Source organism: Janibacter sp. Soil728 (assembly GCF_001428305.1).
Taxonomy (GTDB): domain Bacteria; phylum Actinomycetota; class Actinomycetes; order Actinomycetales; family Dermatophilaceae; genus Janibacter.
Genome location: NZ_LMRZ01000006.1, coordinates 513,404 through 533,729 on the forward strand (window position 1 = coordinate 513,404; position 20,326 = coordinate 533,729).

21 protein-coding genes are annotated in these 20,326 nt (G+C 69.9%); 9 read left to right on the plus strand and 12 right to left on the minus strand.

The genetic code is table 11. The features are described 5' to 3' along the window. Nucleotides 1–16 precede the first annotated feature (16 nt). The 3 genes from ASG73_RS15780 to ygfZ form a co-directional block, all read right to left on the minus strand. The gene (locus ASG73_RS15780; protein ID WP_055997385.1) at nucleotides 17–643 is read right to left on the minus strand and encodes a hypothetical protein; all 627 of its coding nucleotides are present in this window, start codon (nucleotides 641–643) and stop codon (nucleotides 17–19) included. Then, nucleotides 640–1,197, minus strand: coding sequence for a helix-turn-helix domain-containing protein (locus ASG73_RS15785; protein WP_055997389.1), 558 nt, complete (start codon nucleotides 1,195–1,197; stop codon nucleotides 640–642). Before ASG73_RS15785 ends, ASG73_RS15780 begins: the two co-directional genes overlap by 4 nt. A 188-nt stretch (nucleotides 1,198–1,385) precedes the next feature. Then, nucleotides 1,386–2,405: a CAF17-like 4Fe-4S cluster assembly/insertion protein YgfZ gene (gene ygfZ, locus ASG73_RS15790; protein ID WP_055997392.1), complete on the minus strand. Its 1,020-nt coding sequence runs from the start codon at nucleotides 2,403–2,405 to the stop codon at nucleotides 1,386–1,388. A gap of 56 nt (nucleotides 2,406–2,461) precedes the next feature. Between ygfZ and ASG73_RS15795 the strand changes: the two genes are divergently transcribed. Beyond that, nucleotides 2,462–3,469, plus strand: coding sequence for an LCP family protein (locus tag ASG73_RS15795; RefSeq protein ID WP_055997395.1), 1,008 nt, complete (start codon nucleotides 2,462–2,464; stop codon nucleotides 3,467–3,469). Between the two features lie 25 nt (nucleotides 3,470–3,494). Here ASG73_RS15795 and ASG73_RS15800 read toward each other — a convergent pair whose 3' ends face one another. Next, complete coding sequence (locus ASG73_RS15800; protein WP_055997398.1) at nucleotides 3,495–3,989, minus strand: FABP family protein; 495 nt, start codon at nucleotides 3,987–3,989, stop codon at nucleotides 3,495–3,497. Nucleotides 3,990–4,039: 50 nt separating this feature from the next. Beyond that, a complete protein-coding gene (locus ASG73_RS15805) occupies nucleotides 4,040–4,879 on the minus strand; it encodes a hypothetical protein (RefSeq protein WP_055997401.1) in 840 nt (279 codons plus the stop codon). A 42-nt stretch (nucleotides 4,880–4,921) separates the two neighbouring features. Between ASG73_RS15805 and ASG73_RS15810 the strand changes: the two genes are divergently transcribed. From ASG73_RS15810 to pstB, 8 genes are all read left to right on the plus strand, one after another. Continuing rightward, a complete protein-coding gene (locus tag ASG73_RS15810) occupies nucleotides 4,922–5,641 on the plus strand; it encodes a winged helix-turn-helix transcriptional regulator (protein WP_055997404.1) in 720 nt (239 codons plus the stop codon). After that, nucleotides 5,641–6,543, plus strand: coding sequence for a mycothiol synthase (mshD, locus tag ASG73_RS15815; protein ID WP_055997407.1), 903 nt, complete (start codon nucleotides 5,641–5,643; stop codon nucleotides 6,541–6,543). Before ASG73_RS15810 ends, mshD begins: the two co-directional genes overlap by 1 nt. Nucleotides 6,544–6,548: 5 nt before the next feature. Beyond that, complete coding sequence (locus tag ASG73_RS15820; RefSeq protein WP_055997687.1) at nucleotides 6,549–8,819, plus strand: RNA degradosome polyphosphate kinase; 2,271 nt, start codon at nucleotides 6,549–6,551, stop codon at nucleotides 8,817–8,819. Beyond that, the gene (locus ASG73_RS15825; RefSeq protein WP_055997410.1) at nucleotides 8,816–9,778 is read left to right on the plus strand and encodes an NUDIX hydrolase; all 963 of its coding nucleotides are present in this window, start codon (nucleotides 8,816–8,818) and stop codon (nucleotides 9,776–9,778) included. The genes ASG73_RS15820 and ASG73_RS15825 overlap by 4 nt, the downstream gene beginning before the upstream one ends. Before the next feature lie 195 nt (nucleotides 9,779–9,973). Next, nucleotides 9,974–11,092, plus strand: coding sequence for a phosphate ABC transporter substrate-binding protein PstS (pstS, locus tag ASG73_RS15830; RefSeq protein WP_055997413.1), 1,119 nt, complete (start codon nucleotides 9,974–9,976; stop codon nucleotides 11,090–11,092). 133 nt (nucleotides 11,093–11,225) lie between these two features. Further along, nucleotides 11,226–12,164, plus strand: coding sequence for a phosphate ABC transporter permease subunit PstC (pstC, locus tag ASG73_RS15835; protein WP_082567310.1), 939 nt, complete (start codon nucleotides 11,226–11,228; stop codon nucleotides 12,162–12,164). Further along, entirely contained in the window at nucleotides 12,164–13,225 is a 1,062-nt protein-coding gene (pstA, locus tag ASG73_RS15840; RefSeq protein WP_055997419.1) for a phosphate ABC transporter permease PstA, read from the plus strand. Before pstC ends, pstA begins: the two co-directional genes overlap by 1 nt. A gap of 24 nt (nucleotides 13,226–13,249) precedes the next feature. Further along, nucleotides 13,250–14,029, plus strand: a complete 780-nt coding sequence (gene pstB, locus ASG73_RS15845) for a phosphate ABC transporter ATP-binding protein PstB (protein WP_055997422.1) — start codon at nucleotides 13,250–13,252, stop codon at nucleotides 14,027–14,029. 93 nt (nucleotides 14,030–14,122) lie between these two features. Here the strand turns inward: pstB and ASG73_RS15850 are convergent, their stop codons facing one another. The 7 genes from ASG73_RS15850 to ASG73_RS15880 form a co-directional block, all read right to left on the minus strand. Continuing rightward, a complete protein-coding gene (locus ASG73_RS15850; protein ID WP_055997425.1) occupies nucleotides 14,123–15,124 on the minus strand; it encodes an inorganic phosphate transporter in 1,002 nt (333 codons plus the stop codon). A gap of 5 nt (nucleotides 15,125–15,129) precedes the next feature. Then, entirely contained in the window at nucleotides 15,130–15,756 is a 627-nt protein-coding gene (locus ASG73_RS15855; protein WP_200946885.1) for a DUF47 domain-containing protein, read from the minus strand. 256 nt (nucleotides 15,757–16,012) lie between these two features. After that, complete coding sequence (locus tag ASG73_RS15860) at nucleotides 16,013–16,615, minus strand: hypothetical protein (RefSeq protein ID WP_055997431.1); 603 nt, start codon at nucleotides 16,613–16,615, stop codon at nucleotides 16,013–16,015. A 3-nt stretch (nucleotides 16,616–16,618) separates the two neighbouring features. Next, nucleotides 16,619–17,341: an enoyl-CoA hydratase/isomerase family protein gene (locus ASG73_RS15865; protein ID WP_055997434.1), complete on the minus strand. Its 723-nt coding sequence runs from the start codon at nucleotides 17,339–17,341 to the stop codon at nucleotides 16,619–16,621. Between the two features lie 65 nt (nucleotides 17,342–17,406). Beyond that, complete coding sequence (locus ASG73_RS15870; RefSeq protein WP_055997437.1) at nucleotides 17,407–18,450, minus strand: ABC transporter substrate-binding protein; 1,044 nt, start codon at nucleotides 18,448–18,450, stop codon at nucleotides 17,407–17,409. Then, nucleotides 18,447–19,247 (minus strand): ABC transporter ATP-binding protein, encoded by an 801-nt coding sequence (locus ASG73_RS15875; protein WP_055997440.1) that lies wholly within the window; start codon nucleotides 19,245–19,247, stop codon nucleotides 18,447–18,449. The genes ASG73_RS15870 and ASG73_RS15875 overlap by 4 nt, the downstream gene beginning before the upstream one ends. Further along, nucleotides 19,244–20,302, minus strand: a complete 1,059-nt coding sequence (locus ASG73_RS15880) for a FecCD family ABC transporter permease (protein ID WP_235499482.1) — start codon at nucleotides 20,300–20,302, stop codon at nucleotides 19,244–19,246. Before ASG73_RS15880 ends, ASG73_RS15875 begins: the two co-directional genes overlap by 4 nt. Between the last annotated feature and the right edge of the window lie 24 nt (nucleotides 20,303–20,326).

Genomic DNA, 20,326 nt, shown 5'->3' on the forward strand with positions numbered 1-20,326 from the left:
CAGCCGCGTGATTCCTTCAGTCGCCGACCTTCTCGGCGGCCGTGTCGGCAGCCTTGACGGTCTTGGCAGCGGTGGTCTTCGCGGCGGTGGCGGTCGACTTGGTCGCGGTGCGGGTGCGGGTCGCGGCCTTCTTGGTCGTGGTGGAGGTGCTCTTGGCAGCCGCGGTGGTGCGCTTGGCGGAGCCGGAGACGGCCTTCTTCGCCTTCGCGGTGTCGACCTTGACGTCGACGTCGACGGAGTCGGCGACGGCCTCGGCGGCCTTGACGGCCTCCTTGCGACCGATGGTCAGGGTGCGCTTGGCGGACGCCTCGACGTCGGCGACGGCCTTGCGGACGGTGGTGACGACACCCTTGCCCAGGGCGACGGTGGCCTCGGCCTGACCGACGAGGTCCTTGGTGGCCTTCTGGTTCTTGATGCGGGTGACGAGGGACTCTCCGCGCTTGGCGAGGTCGACGTAGTACGCCTGGGCGTCGGCCGGGGCAGCCTTGACGCGGGCCTGGACCTTCTTGGGCTCCAGCTCGGCGCGCAGGGCGGCGATCTGGGTGGTGTAACCACGGAAGGTCTCGACGGTGAGGTCGGTGGCGCCGATGGTGGCGTAGGTCTGGTCGGTGACGACCTTCTTGACGGTGGTGGTGACGCTCATGAGGTTCTCCTTGAGGTACTCGTCGAGGACGAGGTCGGGGTCTTGCGCCCGGCACGAGGGGCCGGCGTGGTCTTCGAGCCCGACGACACTGACGAGCCCTTCGTGCTGGCCGCGGACTTCTTCTTCGCGGTGGTCTTCGTGGCGGCCGCCTTCTGGGCGACGCGCTTGGGTGCCTTGCCTGCGGAGCCGCCGACGAAGGACTCGTAGATCTCGAGCATCGTCTGGCGCTGGCGCGAGGTGAGCGCGGGGTCGGCCGCGATGGCCGCCCTGGTCGTGGCCTCGGCCTCGGCGGCCGCGTCCTTGGGGTCGAGCAGCCCGGCCTGGACATAGAGCGTCTCGGCCGAGATCGACAGGCCCTTGCCGATCTGCTGGAGGATCTCGGCGCTCGGCCGCTTGATCCCCCGCTCGATCTGGCTCAGGTAGGGGTTGGAGATCCCGGCGATGGCGGACAGCTGTCGCAGGGACAGCTTCTTGGTGAGTCGCTGCTCGCGCAGGTAGTCACCGAGGTTGTTGCCCAGGTTGCCCGGGAGGGCGTCCAGCGGGTTCTTCGACATGCCCCCAGTGTGCTTGCCACAGTTAGCACTTTGCAAGCCAGAGGCAGCAGATGTGGCCGGGATCTCAACGCACGCGCATTGCCATAGGGCAATGCGGGTTCAGGTCTGCATTGCCATAGGGCAATGCGGATTCAGGTGTGTGTGTGTGTGTGCGGGCGGGTGGAGGGGGGGAAGGGGGAGGGGCGGGTTCAGCGGGGGACGATCGCGGTCTGCGCCGCGGCCACGTCGGGCGCGACGAGCAGGTCGGCCGCGTCGTCGGTGTTGCGCTTGAGGACCGCGAGCGCGATGGGCCCGTCCTCGTGGTGCCGACCGACGGACGTGACCCGTCCGACGACCTTGTCACCGAGGGAGATCTCGGCCCCGACCTCGGGGAGGGTGTGCCCCGACCCGTCGAGGTGGAGGAAGGCCAGTCGGCGCGGCGGGCGGCCGAGGTTGTGCACGCGTGCGACGGTCTCCTGCCCGCGGTAGCAGCCCTTGTGCATGTGCACCGCGGTGCGCAGCCAGTCGACCTCGTGCGCGATCGTGCGGTGATCGGTCTCGGCACCCAACCGCGGGCGCCAGGCAGCGATCCGCAGCGCCTCTGCGGCCCAGGTGCCGACCAGCTCGCGGTCGCCGACCGCAGCGCTGACCTCGTCGACCGGGACGATGACCTCACGCCACCTGCGCCCGTGTGCCGGGTGCTCCTGCGGCTCGGGACCGTAGAGCACGGTGTCGCCGACGACGCGGGGCCACGGGTCGACCCATGTCGGCGGCTCGCCCTCCACCCCTTCGCGGTCGACGCTCTCCCCGAGGACGGCGTAGCGGTCGGAGACGTCGGCAACCTCGACCCGCAGCATGAAGCGCATCGAGTCCAGCCAGGCCGCCAGCACGGGAGCCGTGCCCGGCTCCACCGTGATCCACGTGGTGGCGCCGTCGTCGACGAGGTGCAGCGCGTGCTCGACGTGCCCCTTGGGCGTGAGGACGAGCGACTCGGCGGAGGTACGAGGTGCCAGCCCGGTCAGCTGCTGGGTCGTGAGGGAGTGCAGCCACGAGAGACGGTCCTGCCCCGTAACCGTGATGACCCCCCGGTGGGAGAGGTCCACGACCCCCAGGCCCTCGGTGAGCAGTCGCTGCTCGCGCATCGGGTCCCCGTAGTGGGCGGCGACGCCTGCGTCGATCCCGTCGCCGGGGACGGCGCCGGGGGCCTGCAGCAAGGAAGAAGCAGTCATGACCCCCAATCTACGACCTTCAGGTTCGCCCCATGCTGGCCGCATAGCATGTGCCCATGCTCGAAGACTTCGAGGACACCGACGACACCGTCGACGCCTCCTCCCGCAGCCGCTCAGGTCGACGCCGTATGGGCTTCGGACGCCGTCTGGTCGTGACCCTCCTGGCCTTCTTGCTCCTGGTCGTCATCGGGGTCGGCGGTTACGGCTGGTTCCTCAGCAGCAAGGTCGACCGCAACCTCACCCGCGACAACCTCCTGGGCAGCTCGGCCGACCAGAAGACGACCACCAAGGGCGAAAAGCTGGTCACCGACAAGGGCACCAACTACCTGCTCATCGGCTCCGACGCGCGTCCCGGTGACACCGGGAGCCGCTCGGACGTCATCCAGCTGGTCCACGTGGCCGAGAACCACAAGGACATCTGGATCATCCACTTCCCCCGCGACCTGTACGTCCCGGTCCCCGGCCACGGCGAGGACAAGATCAACGCCGCGTACGCCTACGGCCAGTCGCCGCTGCTCGTGCAGACCATCCAGGACCTCGTCGGGGTCAAGATCAACCACGTCGCCAAGACCGACTTCGAGGGCTTCAAGAACCTCACCGACGCCCTCGGCGGCGTCGACATCAACAACCAGCAGGCCAGCCCCAAGTACCCGGCGGGCCCGGTCCACCTGAACGGCGACCAGGCCCTGGAGTACGTCCGCGAGCGCAAGACGCTCTCCGAGGGGGACATCTCACGTGGCCAGCGCCAGCAGACCTGGCTCAAGGCGATGATGTCCGAGACCCTCCAACCGAGCGTCCTGCTCAACCCCGGCAAGCTCAACGGCGTCATCGACGCGGGCACCAGGCACACGACGGTCGACAACACCCTCAGCTCCAGCACGATCCGCCGCGAGGCGATCAAGCTGCGCAATGTGCGCGGGGGCGACATCCACTTCGTCACCGCGCCCTTCAGCGGCTTCGGGACGGCGCCCGACGGCGGATCCATCGACATCCTCGACACCCAGGGGATGGCCGAGCTCAGCGACGCCCTGCGCACGGACGACATGGCGTCGTACAACCCCTGAGCGAGGGCTTGCTCGACGCCAGGTGTCAGTCGACGCGCTTCAGCTCCGCCGACAGGTGGCTGGTGAGCGGCTGTCCCATGGCCGCCATGTCCATGACCCACATGAGGTTGGACTTGACGAGGCCGTACATCCGCTTCGCGGCCGTGTACTCCTTGGCGTGCGGGCTGCGGATGACCCCGTCGGTCTGCACCTCGATGCGGCCCGGCTCGACGCTGCCGTAGTACATCTCGACGATGCCGGTGGGGTGGGTGAGCAGCAGCTCCGCTCCCCCTTCGCCACCGGGCCGCCAGAAGCCGAGCTCCGTACCGGAGGGGCGCACCTTGTTGCCCTCGTCATCGAGGATCCACGACTGGCTCTCCCATCGCAGGAAGGGCCGCTCGTCGTGGCTCACGACGATCTCCTGACCGAAGTTGGCCGACTCGATGGTCGGGTAGCCGAGGACTCCAGCGCCCTCCCAGCGGCCGACGAGCCAGGCCAGGGGTGCGATGTCGGGGTGGATCGTGGGATCGAGGGTGAACACCCGCCCATCGTAGGGGGATGCGGTCCGCGTCGGGGGCCCCGCTCTCGCTGCTAGGCGAGCGGGAGACGTGCCACGAGATGCACCAGCGGCGCCACGACCAGGACCGATGCCGCACCGGCCGCCACGGCCCCGAGCACGCTGTCGACGGCCGCCTGCTGGGACATCGCCCGACGCAGGGAGACTGCGGCACCCGCTCCGACGACACCCAGCAGGGCCGGCCAGGCCGCGATCTCGTCCCCGAGGAGGGCGTGGACCAGAACGCCCGCGAGACCACCGACGAGCATGGCTGCGGGGATGATCCAACGGACGGCCCGGGGGCGCTCGAGGACGAGGTCGACCACGGCCGCGACCGCCAGCGCGATGCTGATGACGACCACCGGGCCACCCCCACCGAGGAAGTCCGTGCTGACGAAGAGTCCACCGCCAGCGATGACGAGCAGCCCGAGCGATGTGGCGGCCATGTCCTGCGCGAGGTGCACGCGTGCCGGCGCACGGACCAACGGGTGCAGGCACATGCCGATGACACCGAGCGCCAGGGCGGCCGGGACGCGCTCGAGATAGGGCTCCTCACCCTGGAGCAGCAGCGCCGCCCCGAGTGCCAGCGCCGTCACCATGAGGACGAGCGTCATCCCGACGGGGCTGCGGGTGCCGACGAGTCGCGGCCAGCCTGCTGCCACGACGAGCCCGGCGATGACGACGGCGACGATCTCGAGCACCCGCTCACCGGAGCCGGCGGCCGCGGCCAGGAGCAGGGCGACGACGACGGTCGCCGCGACCACGACCGGCCGAGGGCGCGCCGCGGGCGCCGCGGGGTCGACCTCGGTCCCGCCGGCGCGCAGGGCGCGCCGCGAGGCCCGGGACTCGTGCAGAGCAGGTACGTCGGAGGTCACGTGGCGAGGGTATCCGGCGACTGCCGCATATTCTTGCGACTGATGGCCAGACTCCTGCTCCTGACGGATGACCTGGCGCCCAGTGCCGCGGTGCTTCCGGCTCTCGGGTTGCTGGGGCATCAGGTGCGCACGCTGCCGGCCGCCGCATCGGCCGTCATGGACACCACCGACGTCGACGTCGTCCTCGTCGACGCCCGGGTCGAGCTGGCCCAGGCCCGCTCGCTCTGCCGGGTCCTGCGGACGGCCGAGATCGCCGTGCCCGTCATCGCCATCCTCACCGAGGGGGGACTCACCGCGGTCAACGCCGAGTGGGCCGTCGACGACATCCTCCTCGACCGGGCAGGCCCCGCCGAGGTCGAGGCACGCCTGCGCCTGTCCATGACCCGGGCCGTGGCACCCTCGGGGGACGACGAACGCATCGTCGCCGGCGATCTGACGATCGACGAGAGCAGCTACTCCGCCCGGCTCGGCCCCCGGCTGCTCAACCTGACCTACAAGGAATTCGAGCTCCTCAAGCACCTCGCCCAGGACCCCGGACGCGTCTTCACCCGCGCCCAGCTCCTGCAGGAGGTCTGGGGATACGACTACTACGGAGGGACCCGCACCGTGGACGTCCACGTCCGGCGCCTGCGCGCCAAGCTCGGCAGCGAGCACGAACAGCTCATCGGCACCATCCGCAATGTCGGGTACCGCTTCGTGGTGGTCCGCGACGACACGGGCGGCGACATGACGGCCGGCGACAACCCGACGGCGGCCTCCTGATGGCGACGATCGCCCCCTTCGCCCGCCTGTCCGCCGACCACGTCGAGCAGGTGCGAGCCGCTGCGTCCGCGGCCACGACCGCGGACGGCGTCGAGCCGCTCAGCGAAGCCTTCGTCCTGGCCCTGCCGCGCGAGGGTGACCACCTCGTCGCCCTCGACGGTGCATCGGTGATCGGGTACGCGTCAACCGTCGCGGACGGCTCCCTCGAGGCCTTCGTGACGCCCAACCACCGCACGAAGGGGGTGGGCGCCGCCTTGCTGGGCACCGCTCTGGAGCGCCGACCCGACGCCCGTCCGTGGGCACACGGCGACCTCCCGGCCTCACGCGCTCTCGGTGAGCGCCTGGGTCTGCAGGTCGTCCGGGAGCTGCTCGTCCTCTCTCGCCCCGTGCAGACCGGCGACGAGCAGGACCCGCCGCTCCCCGACGGGTTCGTGCACCGCACCTTCCGCACCGGCAGCGACGAGGAGCCCCTGCTGGCCGTCAACGCAGCCGCCTTCGTCGACCACCCTGAGCAGGGATCGCTCGACCCGGCCGGCCTGGCCGAGCGGATGGACCAACCCTGGTTCGACCCCGAAGGGGTGATCCTGCTCGAGGACGGCGACCCGAGCCGTCTCGCCGGGTTCCACTGGACCAAGATCGACCCGCCCGGCGGCCCCGTCGGCGAGGTCTACGTCGTGGGCGTGCACCCCGACCTGCACGGCCGAGGACTGGCGGGCCCCCTGACCCGACTCGGCCTGGCCCACCTCGCCCGACGCGGGGTCACCGAGGTCGAGCTCTACGTCGAGGCCGACAACGCTCCCGCGCTGGCGACCTACGGGAGAGCCGGCTTCGAGCGCAAGGCCGTCCATGTCATGTACTCCCCTGCACGTTCATCGGAGGTTCACGCGCAAGTGCAAGGATGATCGACATGGTGGACATCGACGCCGCACATGCCCTCCCCGCCCCGCACCCCGGGACGGTCACCGGTGACGTCTCGATGTCCTCCTCGTCGCCCGCCGCGGCCAGCGAGCTGCGCTCCCGTGCGGCCAACGGCCGCTTCGTGCGTACCGCCCACCCCGACGAGGCGGACACGTCCGAGCTGTCGAGCGACCGCTTCCTCGACCGGGAGATCAGCTGGCTGCAGTTCAACGAACGCGTCCTGCAGCTGGCCGCCGACGAGTCCGTGCCGCTGCTCGAGCGCGCCCGCTTCCTCGCGATCTTCACGAGCAACCTCGACGAGTTCTTCATGGTCCGCGCCGCCGGCCTCAAGCGGCGCATCGCGACCGGTATCGCCGTGCGCAGCCCCTCCGGTCTGGAACCACGCGAGGTCCTCGAGCAGATCTCCCGGGTCGCTCATGACCTGTCCGCCATGCAGACCCGCATCTTCGACGGCAGCGTGCGGCCCGCGCTCGTCGACGAGGGCATCAGCATCGTGCGCTGGAGCGAGGTGGAGACACCAGAGCAGGAGCGCCTCGGCGAGCTCTTCAGCAACGAGATCTACCCGGTGCTCACCCCCTTGGCCGTCGACCCGGCCCACCCCTTCCCCTACATCTCAGGGCTGTCCCTCAACCTCGCGGTCATCCTCATCAACCCCAAGACGGGCAAGGAGCACTTCGCGCGGATCAAGATGCCGCCCTCTCTCCCGCGCTTCCTCAAGGTGCGTCGGGTCTCCGCGTCGGTCACCGAGGACCTCTTCGAGGCCCAGTTCGTGCCGCTCGAGGACGTCATCGCCGCGCACCTCGACCAGCTCTTCCCCGGCATGGAGGTGCACGAGCACTACTCCTTCCGGGTCACCCGCAACGAGGACCTCGAGGTCGAGGAGGACGATGCCGAGAACCTGCTGGCGGCCCTGGAGAAGGAGCTGACCCGGCGCCGCTTCGGCCCGCCGGTCCGCCTGGAGGTCGAGGAGGACCTCGACGACCACGTCATGGAGCTGCTCACCCGAGAGCTGGGTGTGACCGAGGACGAGGTCTACCGGCTGCCCGCACCGCTCGACCTGCGGGGTCTCAACGAGATCGCCGACATCGATCGGACCGACCTGCACTTCCCTCCCTTCGTCGCCCGCACCAACCCCGACCTCGCCCCGGCCGAGTCGTCCAAGGCGGCCAACCTCATCGAGCGGATCGCCCGCCAGGACGTGCTCCTGCAGCACCCGTACGACTCCTTCTCCACCTCGGTGCAGGCCTTCCTCGAGCAGGCCGCCGCCGACCCACAGGTCCTCGCGATCAAGCAGACGCTCTACCGCACGAGCGGCGACAGCCCGATCGTCGACGCACTCATCGACGCGGCCGAGGCCGGCAAGCAGGTGCTCGCGGTCGTCGAGATCAAGGCGCGCTTCGACGAGCAGAACAACATCGAGTGGGCCCGCAAGCTCGAGCACGCCGGCGTCCACGTCGTCTACGGGATCGTCGGGCTGAAGACCCACTGCAAGCTCGCGCTCGTCGTGCGGCAGGAGCCCGACGGCCTCGCGCGCTACTGCCACGTCGGGACCGGCAACTACAACCCCAAGACCGCACGGCTCTACGAGGACGTGGGGCTGCTGACGGCCGACCCGGAGGTCGGTCAGGACCTCACCCGACTCTTCAACCAGCTCTCCGGCCTGGCGCCGCGCAGCAGGTTCAAGCGACTCCTCGTCGCGCCGCGCAGCATCCGTGACGGGCTCATCGACCGGATCGACAAGCAGATCCACCGACAGGTCCAGCACGGTGACGGGCGCATCGCCTTCAAGGTCAACTCCCTCGTCGACGAGGCCACGATCGACGCCCTGTACCGCGCCAGCATCGCCGGGGTCCGGGTCGACATCTGGGTACGTGGCATCTGCGCCCTGCGCCCCGGCGTCAAGGGCCTCAGCGACAACATCAGGGTGCACTGCGTGCTCGGGCGCTTCCTCGAGCACTCCCGGATCTTCCTCTTCGGGACCGGCGAGGACCGCGAGGCGTGGTTCGGCTCGGCCGACCTCATGCACCGCAACCTCGACCGGCGGGTCGAGGCGCTGGTCCGCATCGTCGAGCCGCGCCATGTCGAGCAGCTCTTCGATCTCGTCTCCCGTGGGATGTCGGGTGACTACGGCCACTGGTCCCTCGACGGTGACGGCCGGTGGACCCGCGTCCACCAGGGCCCGGACGGGACCCCGCTGCCCGACATCCAGGCCGCGCTCATCGCGATGCACGCCAAGCGTCGTCGCAAGGCGCGGCGTTGAGCACGGCGAGCGTCCTGGCCGCAGGGACGCTGCCGTGGCGGCGGCGACGTGGGCGCCTGCAGGTCGCTGTCATCCACCGGCCCCGCTACGACGACTGGTCGTGGGCCAAGGGCAAGCTCGAGCCTGGCGAGACCTTCCCCACCACCGCCGTGCGGGAGACGCTCGAGGAGACCGGGCTGCGCGTGCGGCTGGGCCACCCACTCCCGACGACGACCTACACCGTGGGCTCCGCCTCCGGTGCTGCGGTCAAGGAGGTGCGCTACTGGGCCGCGGAGGTCACCGGTGGTGACGGGGGCCTGGTCCACGAGGTCGACGCCGTCGACTGGGTCGAGGCCGATGCCGCCGCGGACCGGCTGTCCTACCTGCACGACCGCACCCAGCTGGAGGCGCTCCGGGCCGCCGATGCCAGCGGCACCCTCACGACCTGGTCCCTGGCGATCCTGCGCCACGCCAAGGCCCACCCGCGCTCCTCGTGGGTGGACGACGACTGGCTGCGTCCGCTGAGCGATCAGGGCCGCGTGCAGGCCGCCGAGCTCGTCCCCCTGCTCGACGGGTACGGGATCCAACGCCTGGTGAGCAGCCCCTCCACCCGGGCCAGCGACACCCTCGCCCCCTACGCCACGGCCAGCGGCGGCACGCTCCGGCTCAGGCCCGGGCTGTCCGAGGAGGGTTACGCCGAGGACCCCAGCCGCGCCGGGCACCACCTGGATCGACTCCTCGTCCGAGGCGTCCCCGCGTGCCTGTGCAGCCACGGGCCGGTGCTGCCCGACCTGGTCGCTCGGCTCCTCGGACGGGTCGACCCCGCCCTGGCACCGGGACTGGTTGCCCGCTCGGTCATCGAGGAGGTCGTCACCGACGGGCTGGCGAAGGGGGAGGTCCTCATCGCCCACGTGGTGGGCACCGGTGAGGCCGCCCGGATCGTCGCCGCGGAGCGGCACCACCCCCACGACCGCGGGTAGCGATCCCCTACCTCGGGTGTGACGCGCGCGCGACCCGAACCACGACTGTGCAGGTGTGATTCACCGGCTGTTCACCGATTCCGGGCCATCCGGTCACCGAGCGTCCCTACGTTCGTCAACGTACGACCACGGCGGTCGCGGCGGACTGCCCTCGTCGCGCGTCCGTGTCCACCCCCTCAGAGAGGTCTGACAGACGTGACTCGTTCCACCCGCAGCCGCAAGGTCCTCACCGGCACCGCTGCCCTCGCCCTCACCTTCGCGATGACCGCCTGTGCCGCGGGCAACGAGGGTGGCTCCGACTCCTCCACCTCCGGCAGCAGCTCCGACAGCGCCGCCGTCTCCGGCACCATCAAGGGTGCCGGCGCCAGCTCCATGGAGAAGGCCCAGAACGAGTGGATTGCCAAGTTCACCGAGGTGGCTCCCGACGCCACCGTCGAGTACGCGCCCGACGGCTCCGGCACCGGCCGTGAGAAGTTCATCAACGGCGCCGTGAGCTTCGCCGGCACCGACTCGGCGATGGACGACGAGGAGATCGCCGCAGCCAAGAAGAAGGGCTGCACCGGCGACACCATCCAGTTCCCCATCTACGTCTCCCCGATCGCGGTCGCCTACAACCTCAAGGGCGTCGACGACCTCAACCTCAGCGCCGAGGTCATCGCGGACATCTTCTCCGGGAAGATCAAGACCTGGAACGACCCGGCGATCGCCAAGGACAACAAGGGCGTCAAGCTGCCCAGCACCAAGATCACGCCGGTCAACCGCTCGGACGAGTCCGGCACCTCGAAGAACTTCTCCTCGTACCTGGCCGAGGCCGCCCCGAAGAAGTGGACGCACGAGCCCGACGACGTGTGGCCCATCAAGGGTGGCGAGGCTGCCAAGGGCACCTCCGGTGTCGTCGACACGATCGGCGCCGGCGAGGGCAACATCGGCTACGCCGACGCCTCGCAGATCGGTGACCTCAAGGCCGCCAAGATCAAGGCTGGCAAGGAGTTCATCGAGTACAGCCCCCAGGCTGCCGCCAAGATCCTCGAGAGCGCCAAGCGGGTCGACGAGACCAGCAAGAGCAACTACGCCGTCAAGCTCGACCGTGGCAACGCGGGCGAGGGCGTCTACCCGGTCGTCCTGGTCTCCTACGCGGTCGCCTGCTCCGAGTACAAGGACCCGGAGACGGCCAACACGGTCAAGTCCTACCTCGAGTACGCCGTCTCCGCCGAGGGCCAGAAGGCCTCCACGGAGGCTGCCGGCTCCGCCCCGCTGAGCGAGGCCGCCACCAAGAGCGCGAGCGACGCTCTGGGTCTGATCAAGACCGACTGAGCAGCTTGACCTCAGGGCTCGACCCGTTCGGCCCTGTGGCTGCATCGCAGCCGCAGGGCCGATCGGCGCGTCGCCCCGCACCCTTCCCATCCCCCGACGGAAGCAGCAGGACACCGTGAGCACTACGACAGCAGTGGACCCGACCAAGACATCCAGCCTGAGGTCCGGGCGCCGGTTCGGGGACGCGATCTTCAGCGCGTTGTCCCACTCCGCCGGCATCGTCATCCTCCTCGTCCTCATCGGCGTGACCTTCTTCCTCTTCTGGGGAGCCAAGGATGCCCTCGTGGCCGACGGGAGCGAGGTCCGCGGTGGCGCCGGCCTGATCGCCTACATCGGTCCGCTGATCTTCGGGACCCTGCTGTCCTCGATCATCGCCCTGCTCATCGCGGTGCCGCTCTCCATCGGGATCGCCCTCTTCATCAGCCACTACGCCCCCCGCCGTCTGGCATCGGGCCTCGGCTACGTCGTCGACCTGCTCGCTGCCGTCCCGTCGATCATCTTCGGCCTCTGGGGCATGCAGATCGCCGGCAGCGCGGTCCCCTCCTTCGAGTTCCTCAACGAGTACCTCGGCTTCATCCCGTTGTTCTCGGGGACGGTGACCACCACAGGTCGCACGATGCTCATGATCGGCATCGTCCTGGCCATCATGATCCTGCCGATCATGACCGCGGTGAACCGTGAGGTCTTCCTCCAGACGCCGCGGCTGCACGAGGAGGCCTCCTTGGCCCTCGGCGCCACCCGGTGGGAGATGATCCGCCAGACGGTCATCCCCTTCGGCAAGTCCGGTGTCGTCTCGGGGGCGATGCTCGGCCTCGGCCGCGCGCTCGGCGAGACGATGGCCGTGGCCATCATCCTGTCGGCCAGCGGCGGCGGGTACTCCTGGGAGCTGCTCTCGGCGAACACGCCGGGCACCATCGCAGGTGACATCGCCTTGAACTTCCCCGAGTCCTTCGGCGTCGAGCGCAGCACGCTCTTCGTCTCCGGCCTGGCGCTGTTCGTCGTCACCTTCCTCGTCAACATGTTCGCCCGCTGGATCATCTCCCGCCGGTCCGAGTTCTCTGGAGCCAACTGATGACCGCCACCACCCACGACGACGTCCAGGCGGTCGGTCGCCTCGAGAAGCCGGTCCGCTGGGCCATCCTCGCCGGCTCGGCCATCGCCGCGATCGCCCTGCTCGCCGCTCTCGGCGCGCTCAACCCGCTGAGCGTCGTCATCGTCGGCTCCCTGATCTACTGCACCGTCCTCTACGTGGCCGCGCGGGCCGTCGAAGGGGCCCGCCACGCCACGGACCGCCTGGTGACGGGGGTGGTCACCACAGCCTTCCTGCTGGCGATGGTGCCCCTCATCTCGGTGATCTGGACCATCGTGTCCAAGGGCCTGGACCGCCTCGACGTCGAGTTCTTCACCTTCTCGATGCGCGGCGTCGGCTCCGGTGACATCGGTGGTGCCTATCACGCGATCATCGGCACGATCCTCACGACCGGTATCGCGACCCTGATCTCGGTCCCCATCGGTCTCTTTGCCGCGATCTACCTCGTCGAGTACGGCAACAAGGGCGTCCTGGCCCGCGGCCTGACCTTCTTCGTCGACGTCATGACCGGCATCCCCTCGATCGTCGCCGGCCTCTTCGCCATCGGCTTCTTCACGATGATGCTCGGCGACGTCGCCTACCAGGCAGGCATCGTCGGAGCCGTCGCCCTGTCGGTGCTGATGATCCCGACCGTGGTCCGCTCGAGCGAGGAGATGCTGCGGCTGGTGCCCAACGAGCTGCGCGAGGCCAGCTACGCCCTGGGTGTGTCCAAGTGGCTGACCATCGCCAAGGTCGTCCTGCCCACCGCAATCGCCGGCCTCGCCACGGGGATCACCCTGGCGATCGCCCGCGTGATGGGTGAGACCGCCCCGCTCCTGATCACCATGGGAGCCTCGCGCGCCGTCAACTTCAACCCCTTCGAGGGGTCGATGTCGGCGCTGCCGCTCTTCGCCTACAGCTCCTACGCCAACCCGGGCACCAACAAGGAGGACAGCCTCGCTGCCGCATGGACCGCAGCCCTGGTCCTGATGGCGCTGGTCATGATCCTCAACATCGTCGCCCGCCTGATCAGCAAGTTCTTCGCCCCCAAGACCGGTCGCTGACGCGACCTGACAAGGAACCACCACGTGTCCAAGCGCATCGACGTCAAGAACCTCGACATCTACTACAGCGACTTCCTCGCCGTGAAGGATGTCTCCGTCACCATCGAGCCGAGGTCGGTCACCGCCCTCATCGGCCCCTCCGGCTGCGGCAAGTCCACCTTCCTGCGCTCGCTCAACCGCATGCACGAGGTCATCCCGGGCGCCCGCGTCGAGGGTGAGGTCATCATCGACGGGGAGAACCTCTACGGCAAGGGGATCGACCCGGTGATGGTCCGCCGCAAGGTGGGCATGGTCTTCCAGAAGCCCAACCCCTTCCCGACGATGTCCATCAAGGAAAACGTGCTGGCGGGGGTCAAGCTCAACAACAAGCGGATCGGGCGGACCGACGCCGACGAGCTGGTCGAGACCAGCCTGCGCGGCGCCAACCTCTGGAACGAGGTCAAGGACCGCCTCGACAAGCCGGGCTCGAGCCTGTCCGGTGGGCAGCAGCAGCGGCTGTGCATCGCACGGACGATCGCCGTGAAGCCCGAGGTCGTCCTCATGGACGAGCCGTGCTCGGCGCTGGACCCGATCTCCACGCTCGCGGTCGAGGACCTCATCGCGGAGCTGAAGGAGAACTACACGATCGTCATCGTCACCCACAACATGCAGCAGGCGGCGCGGTGCTCCGACCGCACCGGCTTCTTCAACATCGAGGGCACCGGCAAGCCGGGTCAGCTCGTGGAGTTCAACGACACGCAGACGATCTTCAACACCCCGTCGGAGAAGGCCACCGAGGACTACATCTCGGGCCGCTTCGGGTGACGGACCGCCCCCTTCGTCGGGGGCCAGCAGGACGACGACGGCCGACGGACCCGCAGGGGGGATCCGTCGGCCGTTCGTCGTGCCGAAGGTGCGTCAGACGGGGAAGACCAGCAACCCGATCCACATCATGACGGCCGCGCAGGCCCCCGCACCGGGGAAGGTGAAGATCCAGGCACCCACGATGTTCTTGGCGACGCCCCACCGGACGGCCTTGAGCGACTTCGTGGAGCCCACTCCCATGATCGCGGAGGTGATCGCGTGCGTCGTCGAGATCGGGGCCCGGAGCATCGTGGCGACGTAGAGGATCGACGCCGCGGTGACCTCGGCAGCAAAGCCCTGCGGCGGGTCGAGGTGGATGATGCCGCGACCCAGCGTGCGCATGATCCGCCAGCCACCAGCGTAGGTACCCATGGAGATCACGACGGCGGACATGACGAGGACCCACAACGGGATGCTGTGGTCGCCCCCCGGCTGGTGACCCGAGACCGTGAGGGCGAGCACGACGACACCGGCGGTCTTGGCGGCGTCCTGCATGCCGTGACCGAAGGCCATGGCCGCCGCGGAGACCGTCTGCGCCACCCGGAAGCCGCGCTTGGTCCGACCGGGGTTGGCATCGCGGAAGAGGCGCAGGATCAGCTTCATCACCAGGAAGCCGACGATGATGCCGACCACGGGCGAGATGAGCATCGGGATGATGACCTTCTCGAAGATGCCCATCCACTTCACCGCAGCGCCAGCAGCCAGCGCGGCACCACCGAGCCCACCGATCAGGGCATGCGAGGAGGACGACGGGAGACCGAACCACCAGGTCAGCAGGTTCCAGATGATCGCGCCGAGCAGCGCCGCACCGCAGAGCACGAGGCCCAGGTTGCCATCCGGGGCGTCGATGATGCCCTTGCCCACGGTCTCGGCAACCTTGGCGCCGAAGAAGGCACCGAAGAGGTTGGCCACAGCGGCCATGGCGAGCGCGGCACGGGGCGTCAGCGCTCGCGTCGAGACCGAGGTCGCGATCGCGTTGGCCGCGTCATGGAAGCCGTTGGTGTAGTTGAAGCCCATCGCCAAGACGGTGACGAGCGCAACGGGAAGCCACTCCACGAGCGTCAGGACTCCTTGATGACGATGCTCTCGACCCGGTGCGCGACCGACTCGAAGCAATCGGCAGCCTGCTCGAGACGCTCGATGATGTCCTTGTGCTTGATGACCTCGATCGGATCGGTCACCGCCCCCGAGAAGAGGTCACGCAGCAGCGTGCGGTAGATGACATCGCCCTCGTTCTCCAGGCGGTTGATCTCCACCCAGTACTCCGGCAGCTCCTTCATCGTGGCCAGGCGCGGCATGGCGTCGGCCGTCAGCTGGGCCATCCGCACGATGACCTCCATCTGAGCAGTGATGTCGGGCATCAGCCCGTTCATCCGGTAGAGCACGACCATCTGGCCGACCGACTCGATCGAGTCGGTGCAGTCGTCGAGGGAGGCAGCCAGCTCGACGATGTCGCCATGGTCGAAGGGCGTCACGAAGCTGGAGTTCACCTTGCGGATGATGGCGTGTGTCGCCTCGTCCGCTTCGTGCTCGATGTCCTTCAGGCGAGGCAGGAGCACCTCACGCTCGGCGGCATCTGCCGCCAACATCTGGGTGAGCAGGTCGGCCGCCAAGACGCTCTGACGAGCGCTGTCGGCGAAAAGCTGGAAGAACGCGTCGTCACGAGAGGACGGTTTGAAGATGCCCACGGGCGTCATACTCCGGTTCAGGGGTTGGAGCAGGGTCAGGACACAGCGTAGGACCGACTCGACACCTTTGCGTCATCGGGCGTTCATCCAAGGGCATGGGGAGTGCACCGGGTCGGGAGCGCCTCACGGCGCACGGCCGCTCGTGGCGGCGTATTTTGGGACCCGGGGCTACCGCGACCCGGTGCACCTGATCAGCCTAACGGCGAGCAAGGTCACCTTCATTCCCGAGGAGCACCGCGCGTGTCGGGCGGATGTCTCAGTCGAGCGCGCCCCGCCGCCACAGACGGGCGCTGCCCTCCAGGTCCTCCGCCGTCGTCACCATCGCCGCCGCTGCGGCCACGTCGCCGTCCTCGAGGTGGGCACGTCCGGTGGCCACCACTCGGCAGAAGGCCGCTGCCCGCTCGAGGGCCACGGCGAGGTCGCCGTCGAAGACGCCACCGAGGATCCGGTCGGACAGGTCCCTGACCTCGTCGGCACCGGGAGGGTCGACGACACCGGCGATCACGTGGCTGACCTGCGCGACGACCAGCCCCGACGCGTACTCACGAGCGGCCACCTCGGGGTTGCGCTGGATCCATGCCCGCAGCACGTAGACCCGCCACAGCGCACCCGGAAGGCTGCGCGCGGGACGGCCCGCCCAGAGCTCGGCGAGGGTGTCGATGCCGAGGTCCTCGACGAGTCGGACGAGCCGGGCGGTGGTCACCGGCGAGGAGTCCCCCCGGCCGGCGTCGATGACCGTCTGCGCGGCAGCGTGCGCCGCCTCAGCGGCCTCCGCGGGGTCGGGCAGGGTGCCCCCGTGGGCCTCCATCGCATCAGGCCCGAAGTGGAGCGGCCGGCGGGGCTTGCCCGGCTCCGCCACGGCTCAGCCCTTGTTGCGGGTGAGGAGGGCGCGCACGAGGGTGACTGCCTCGGACTGGGACAGCTCGGTGCGCGAGGTCTCCCACGAGGCGTGCAGCAGGCGCCGCATCTCGGAGTTGGCCCACAGGTGCTTGCCACCGAGATTGTCGGCAGCGTCCTTGAGTGCTGCGGCGACATCGCCGTCGGGAGCGAGCTCTGCGATCCCCCAGTCGTCTGCGGTCGATGCGTCCAGCGTGCGGCCGCCCAGACCGAAGGACAGTGCGCGCTGCTGGCCGATCGCCCGCGGCAGCAACCAGGCCAGACCCGGGTCTGGCGCGCCCGTGCCGCCCTTGGGTGCCACGCAGAAGGTCGAGTCCTCGGCGCAGAAGGCCAGGTCGCCCGCCAGCACGAGCCCCAGGCCTGAGCCCATGGCCCGGCCGTGCACGCCGACGAGAACCAGCTTGCTCGAGGAGTTGAGCAGCGAGAAGAGCTCCTCGAGCGCGGCCGCCAGCTCGAAGACCGCTGTCGTCGGGTCATCGGCCGCCTCGGCATCGGTCGTGTCCGAGCCGAGGCAGAAGTCGTCGCCGTTGGCCGTCAGCGTGAGGATGTCGACATAGGGGTCGCCGAGGGCTCGCTCGATCTGCTCGCGCAGGGCGCGAGCCATCTCGAGGTCGAGCGCGTTGCCGGCCTCGGGCCGGTCCAGGACGATTCGGGCGAGGCGGTCGGATGCTTCATACGTAACTCCCACGTCCACAACCTTAGCCATCGCGCGGCCCGGAGCCCATGCCCGCTGCGGGGCCCCGTCGCCCGTGGTCACGGCTGGAGGTCGTGCTCGGGGCGGATGCCGCTCGCGGGGACGAGCCCGTGCTCCTCCAGCGCGGCCCGCAGCTGCTCGGCGGCGTCGATGTTGAGCGGGCTGCTCGTCCACGCCGGGATCGGCAGGTTGAGGTAGCGCTTCTCCTTCACGGCCGGCAGGTCCTTGGTCGCCGGGCTGGACTCCAGGACCTTGACCTTGTCGGCGAAGCTCTGCCCGTCGTAGTCGACGAAGGCGAAGAAGTCCGGCTGCGAGGAGACCAGCTGCTCCCACGAGACCTCGGTCCACGTGTCCTTGACCCCCGCCGTGGCGTTGGTGCCACCGGCGGCCTCGATGATCGCCTGGGGTGCGCCCTCGGAGCCCGAGGTGAAGATCTGCTTGGTGCCGGAGTCGAAGAGGAAGACCGTCGGCGGTCGCGTGGCCTGCGGGGCGTCCTCGAGAGCGGTCCGGCGGGCGGTGATGTCGGCGTTGACCCGCTCGGCGGCGTCCTCGCGCCCGGTGATCACACCGAGGTTGTCGATGTCCTCCCGCAGCGCGTCCCACGGCGGCATGGTGCCGCGCCGGCCGTCGGGCTGCCGGCAGCTCTCGGACAGGACGTAGCCGGCGATGTCGCGGTCGGCGAGCAGCTCGGGGGTGAGCTTGGTGTCCTCGGAGTACCCGTAGCTCCACCCGGCGAGCACCACGTCGGGTCGTCGGGCGATGACATTTTCCATCGTCGGGTAGTCGGGGGTCGCCTGCGTGAGGCCCTCGAGCGAGGCCGCGCCGTAGACCCGCGACAGCGGCCCGCGGGCGTCGTCGAGCCCGACGACACCCGCGACCTGGTCCTCGGCCCCGAGTGCGAGCACCATCGCCAGGAGGTTGCCGTCGCCGCCGACGTACATCCGCTGCGCGGGGGCGGGGAAGGGGGTGTCCACCCCGCAGTTGGTGACGGACACCTCGCTCGACACGGCCGTGGGTCGGGCGTCGGCGCCGCCGCTGCAGGCGGCGAGCAGACCAGCGACGAGGACGAGTGCGGCTGCGCGAGCGGGACGAAGGGGGGTCATGCCGGGACCTTCCGTGGGGCGGGGACGGGCGCACCCGGCCCGAGGACGAGGTGGACGCGGCCGGTCGCCGGGTCGGTGAGCTGGGTCGCGGCGACGTCGAAGACGTCGTGCACGATCGCCGGTGTCAGCACGTCGGCAGGCTCCCCGACGGCGTGCACGGCCCCGTCGTGGAGGACCGCCACGGCGTCGAAGTGCGCAGCTGCCAGCTGCAGGTCGTGGACGGCCGCGATGACGGTGCACCCGAGCGCGCGCACCGTCTCCAGCAGCTGGATCTGGTGATGGACGTCCAGGTGGTTGGTCGGCTCGTCGAGGACGAGCAGGTCGGCGCCCTGGGCGATGCCGCGGGCGAGGAGCACGCGGCGTCGCTCGCCGCCCGAGAGGTGCTGGCAGGGCCGGTCGACCTTGTCGGCCAGCCCCACGAGCTCGAGGGCGTGCATGACGAGAGGGGCCTCCCCCTTCGCGTCGACGGCCCAGGGTGGCCGGTGCGGGATACGGCCCATGGCGACCATCTCGCCGACGAGCAGGTCCTCGGGTGGACCCTCCTCCTGCGCCACGTACGCGACCCGGGTGGCGCGCTGGCGGGAGGTGAGGGTCGCGAGGTCCCTCCCGTCGATCTCCACGGTCCCGGCGGCTGGCGGACGCAGCCCGACGAGGGCGCGGATGAGGGTCGACTTGCCGCTGCCGTTGCGCCCCACGAGGGCGAGCATCGAGCCGCGGGGGACGTCGAGGTCGACACCCGTGACGATCGTGTGGCCGCCGACGGCGGCGGCGAGGCCGCGGCTGGACAGGTGGCTCATCCCTCTCCTCCTGAGTAGGTGTAGTGGCGCCGACCGAGCAGGGCCAAGAAGATCGGGGCGCCGATGAGTCCGGTGACGACGCTCAGCGGGATCTCCTGAGGGCGCACGACGACACGGGCCGCGACGTCGACCCAGAGCATGAAGAGCGCCCCGCCGACGGCCGCGACCGGCAGGACGCAGCGGTGCCGGGCGCCGACGACGATGCGGGCCAGGTGGGGAACGACGAGTCCGACGAAGCCGATGCCGCCCGACACCGCCACGAGCACGCCGACGAGGACGGACACGAGGACGAAGAGGGTGATCCGCAGCCCCGCGACCGGCACGCCGAGCGAGGCGGCGACCTCGGGGCCCGCCGCCAGCGCGTCGAGCCACGAGTGGAGTGCCATCAGGACCGCGACGGCGAGCGACACGGCGATCACCGAGGGCAGGACCTGGGCCCAGACGGCCCCCGAGAGGCTGCCGAGCAGCCAGAAGAGCACCGACTGGGTGGCCCGGGGGTCGGCGCTGAAGAAGACGAGGAAGCTCGACACGGACGAGAAGGCCGCCGACATCACGACCCCGGTCAGCACGAGACGAAGGGGGGTGATCCCGCCCTGCGCCAGCGAGATCCCGAAGACGAGCGCGGTTGCGAGCAACGCTCCCCCGAGCGCGCCCAGGGACAGCGCCCAGATCCCGAAGCCGCTGAGCGCCCCGAGGACGATGACGAGCGTCGCGCCGACCCCAGCGCCCGAGGAGACACCGAGGAGATAGGGGTCAGCGAGCGGGTTGCGCACGAGGGTCTGCATGCAGGCGCCCGCGAGGGACAGCCCGGCGCCGACGACGAGCGCCATCAGCACCCGGGGGGCTCGCAGCTCCCAGACGATCGTGTCGTAGGAGGGGTCGCCGCCACGCCCCCCGGTCAGGCGGGCCTGCAGCACGTCGATCACGCCGGAGACCGCGAGCGGCTCCGAGCCGAGGGCGAGCGAGACGACGGCGCTGGCGGCCGTGGCGACGAGCAGGGTGAGGACGAGGGGTGCGGTCGGCAGGCGCCGTCCCCCGGGACGGTCGTGGGACACGAAGGTCTCCAGTGCATCGGGGGC

Excerpts from the sequence above, each read along its gene's own strand:
- ASG73_RS15780 (WP_055997385.1), bottom strand. The coding sequence starts at position 643 with ATGAGCGTCACCACCACCGTCAAGAAGGTCGTCACCGACCAGACCTAC.
- ASG73_RS15875 (WP_055997440.1), bottom strand. The coding sequence starts at position 19,247 with ATGAGCCACCTGTCCAGCCGCGGCCTCGCCGCCGCCGTCGGCGGCCAC.
- ASG73_RS15820 (WP_055997687.1), top strand. The coding sequence starts at position 6,549 with ATGGTGGACATCGACGCCGCACATGCCCTCCCCGCCCCGCACCCCGGG.
- ASG73_RS15810 (WP_055997404.1), top strand. The coding sequence starts at position 4,922 with ATGGCCAGACTCCTGCTCCTGACGGATGACCTGGCGCCCAGTGCCGCG.
- ygfZ (WP_055997392.1), bottom strand. The coding sequence starts at position 2,405 with ATGACTGCTTCTTCCTTGCTGCAGGCCCCCGGCGCCGTCCCCGGCGAC.
- mshD (WP_055997407.1), top strand. The coding sequence starts at position 5,641 with ATGGCGACGATCGCCCCCTTCGCCCGCCTGTCCGCCGACCACGTCGAG.
- ASG73_RS15795 (WP_055997395.1), top strand. The coding sequence starts at position 2,462 with ATGCTCGAAGACTTCGAGGACACCGACGACACCGTCGACGCCTCCTCC.
- ASG73_RS15870 (WP_055997437.1), bottom strand. The coding sequence starts at position 18,450 with ATGACCCCCCTTCGTCCCGCTCGCGCAGCCGCACTCGTCCTCGTCGCT.
- pstA (WP_055997419.1), top strand. The coding sequence starts at position 12,164 with ATGACCGCCACCACCCACGACGACGTCCAGGCGGTCGGTCGCCTCGAG.
- ASG73_RS15785 (WP_055997389.1), bottom strand. The coding sequence starts at position 1,197 with ATGTCGAAGAACCCGCTGGACGCCCTCCCGGGCAACCTGGGCAACAAC.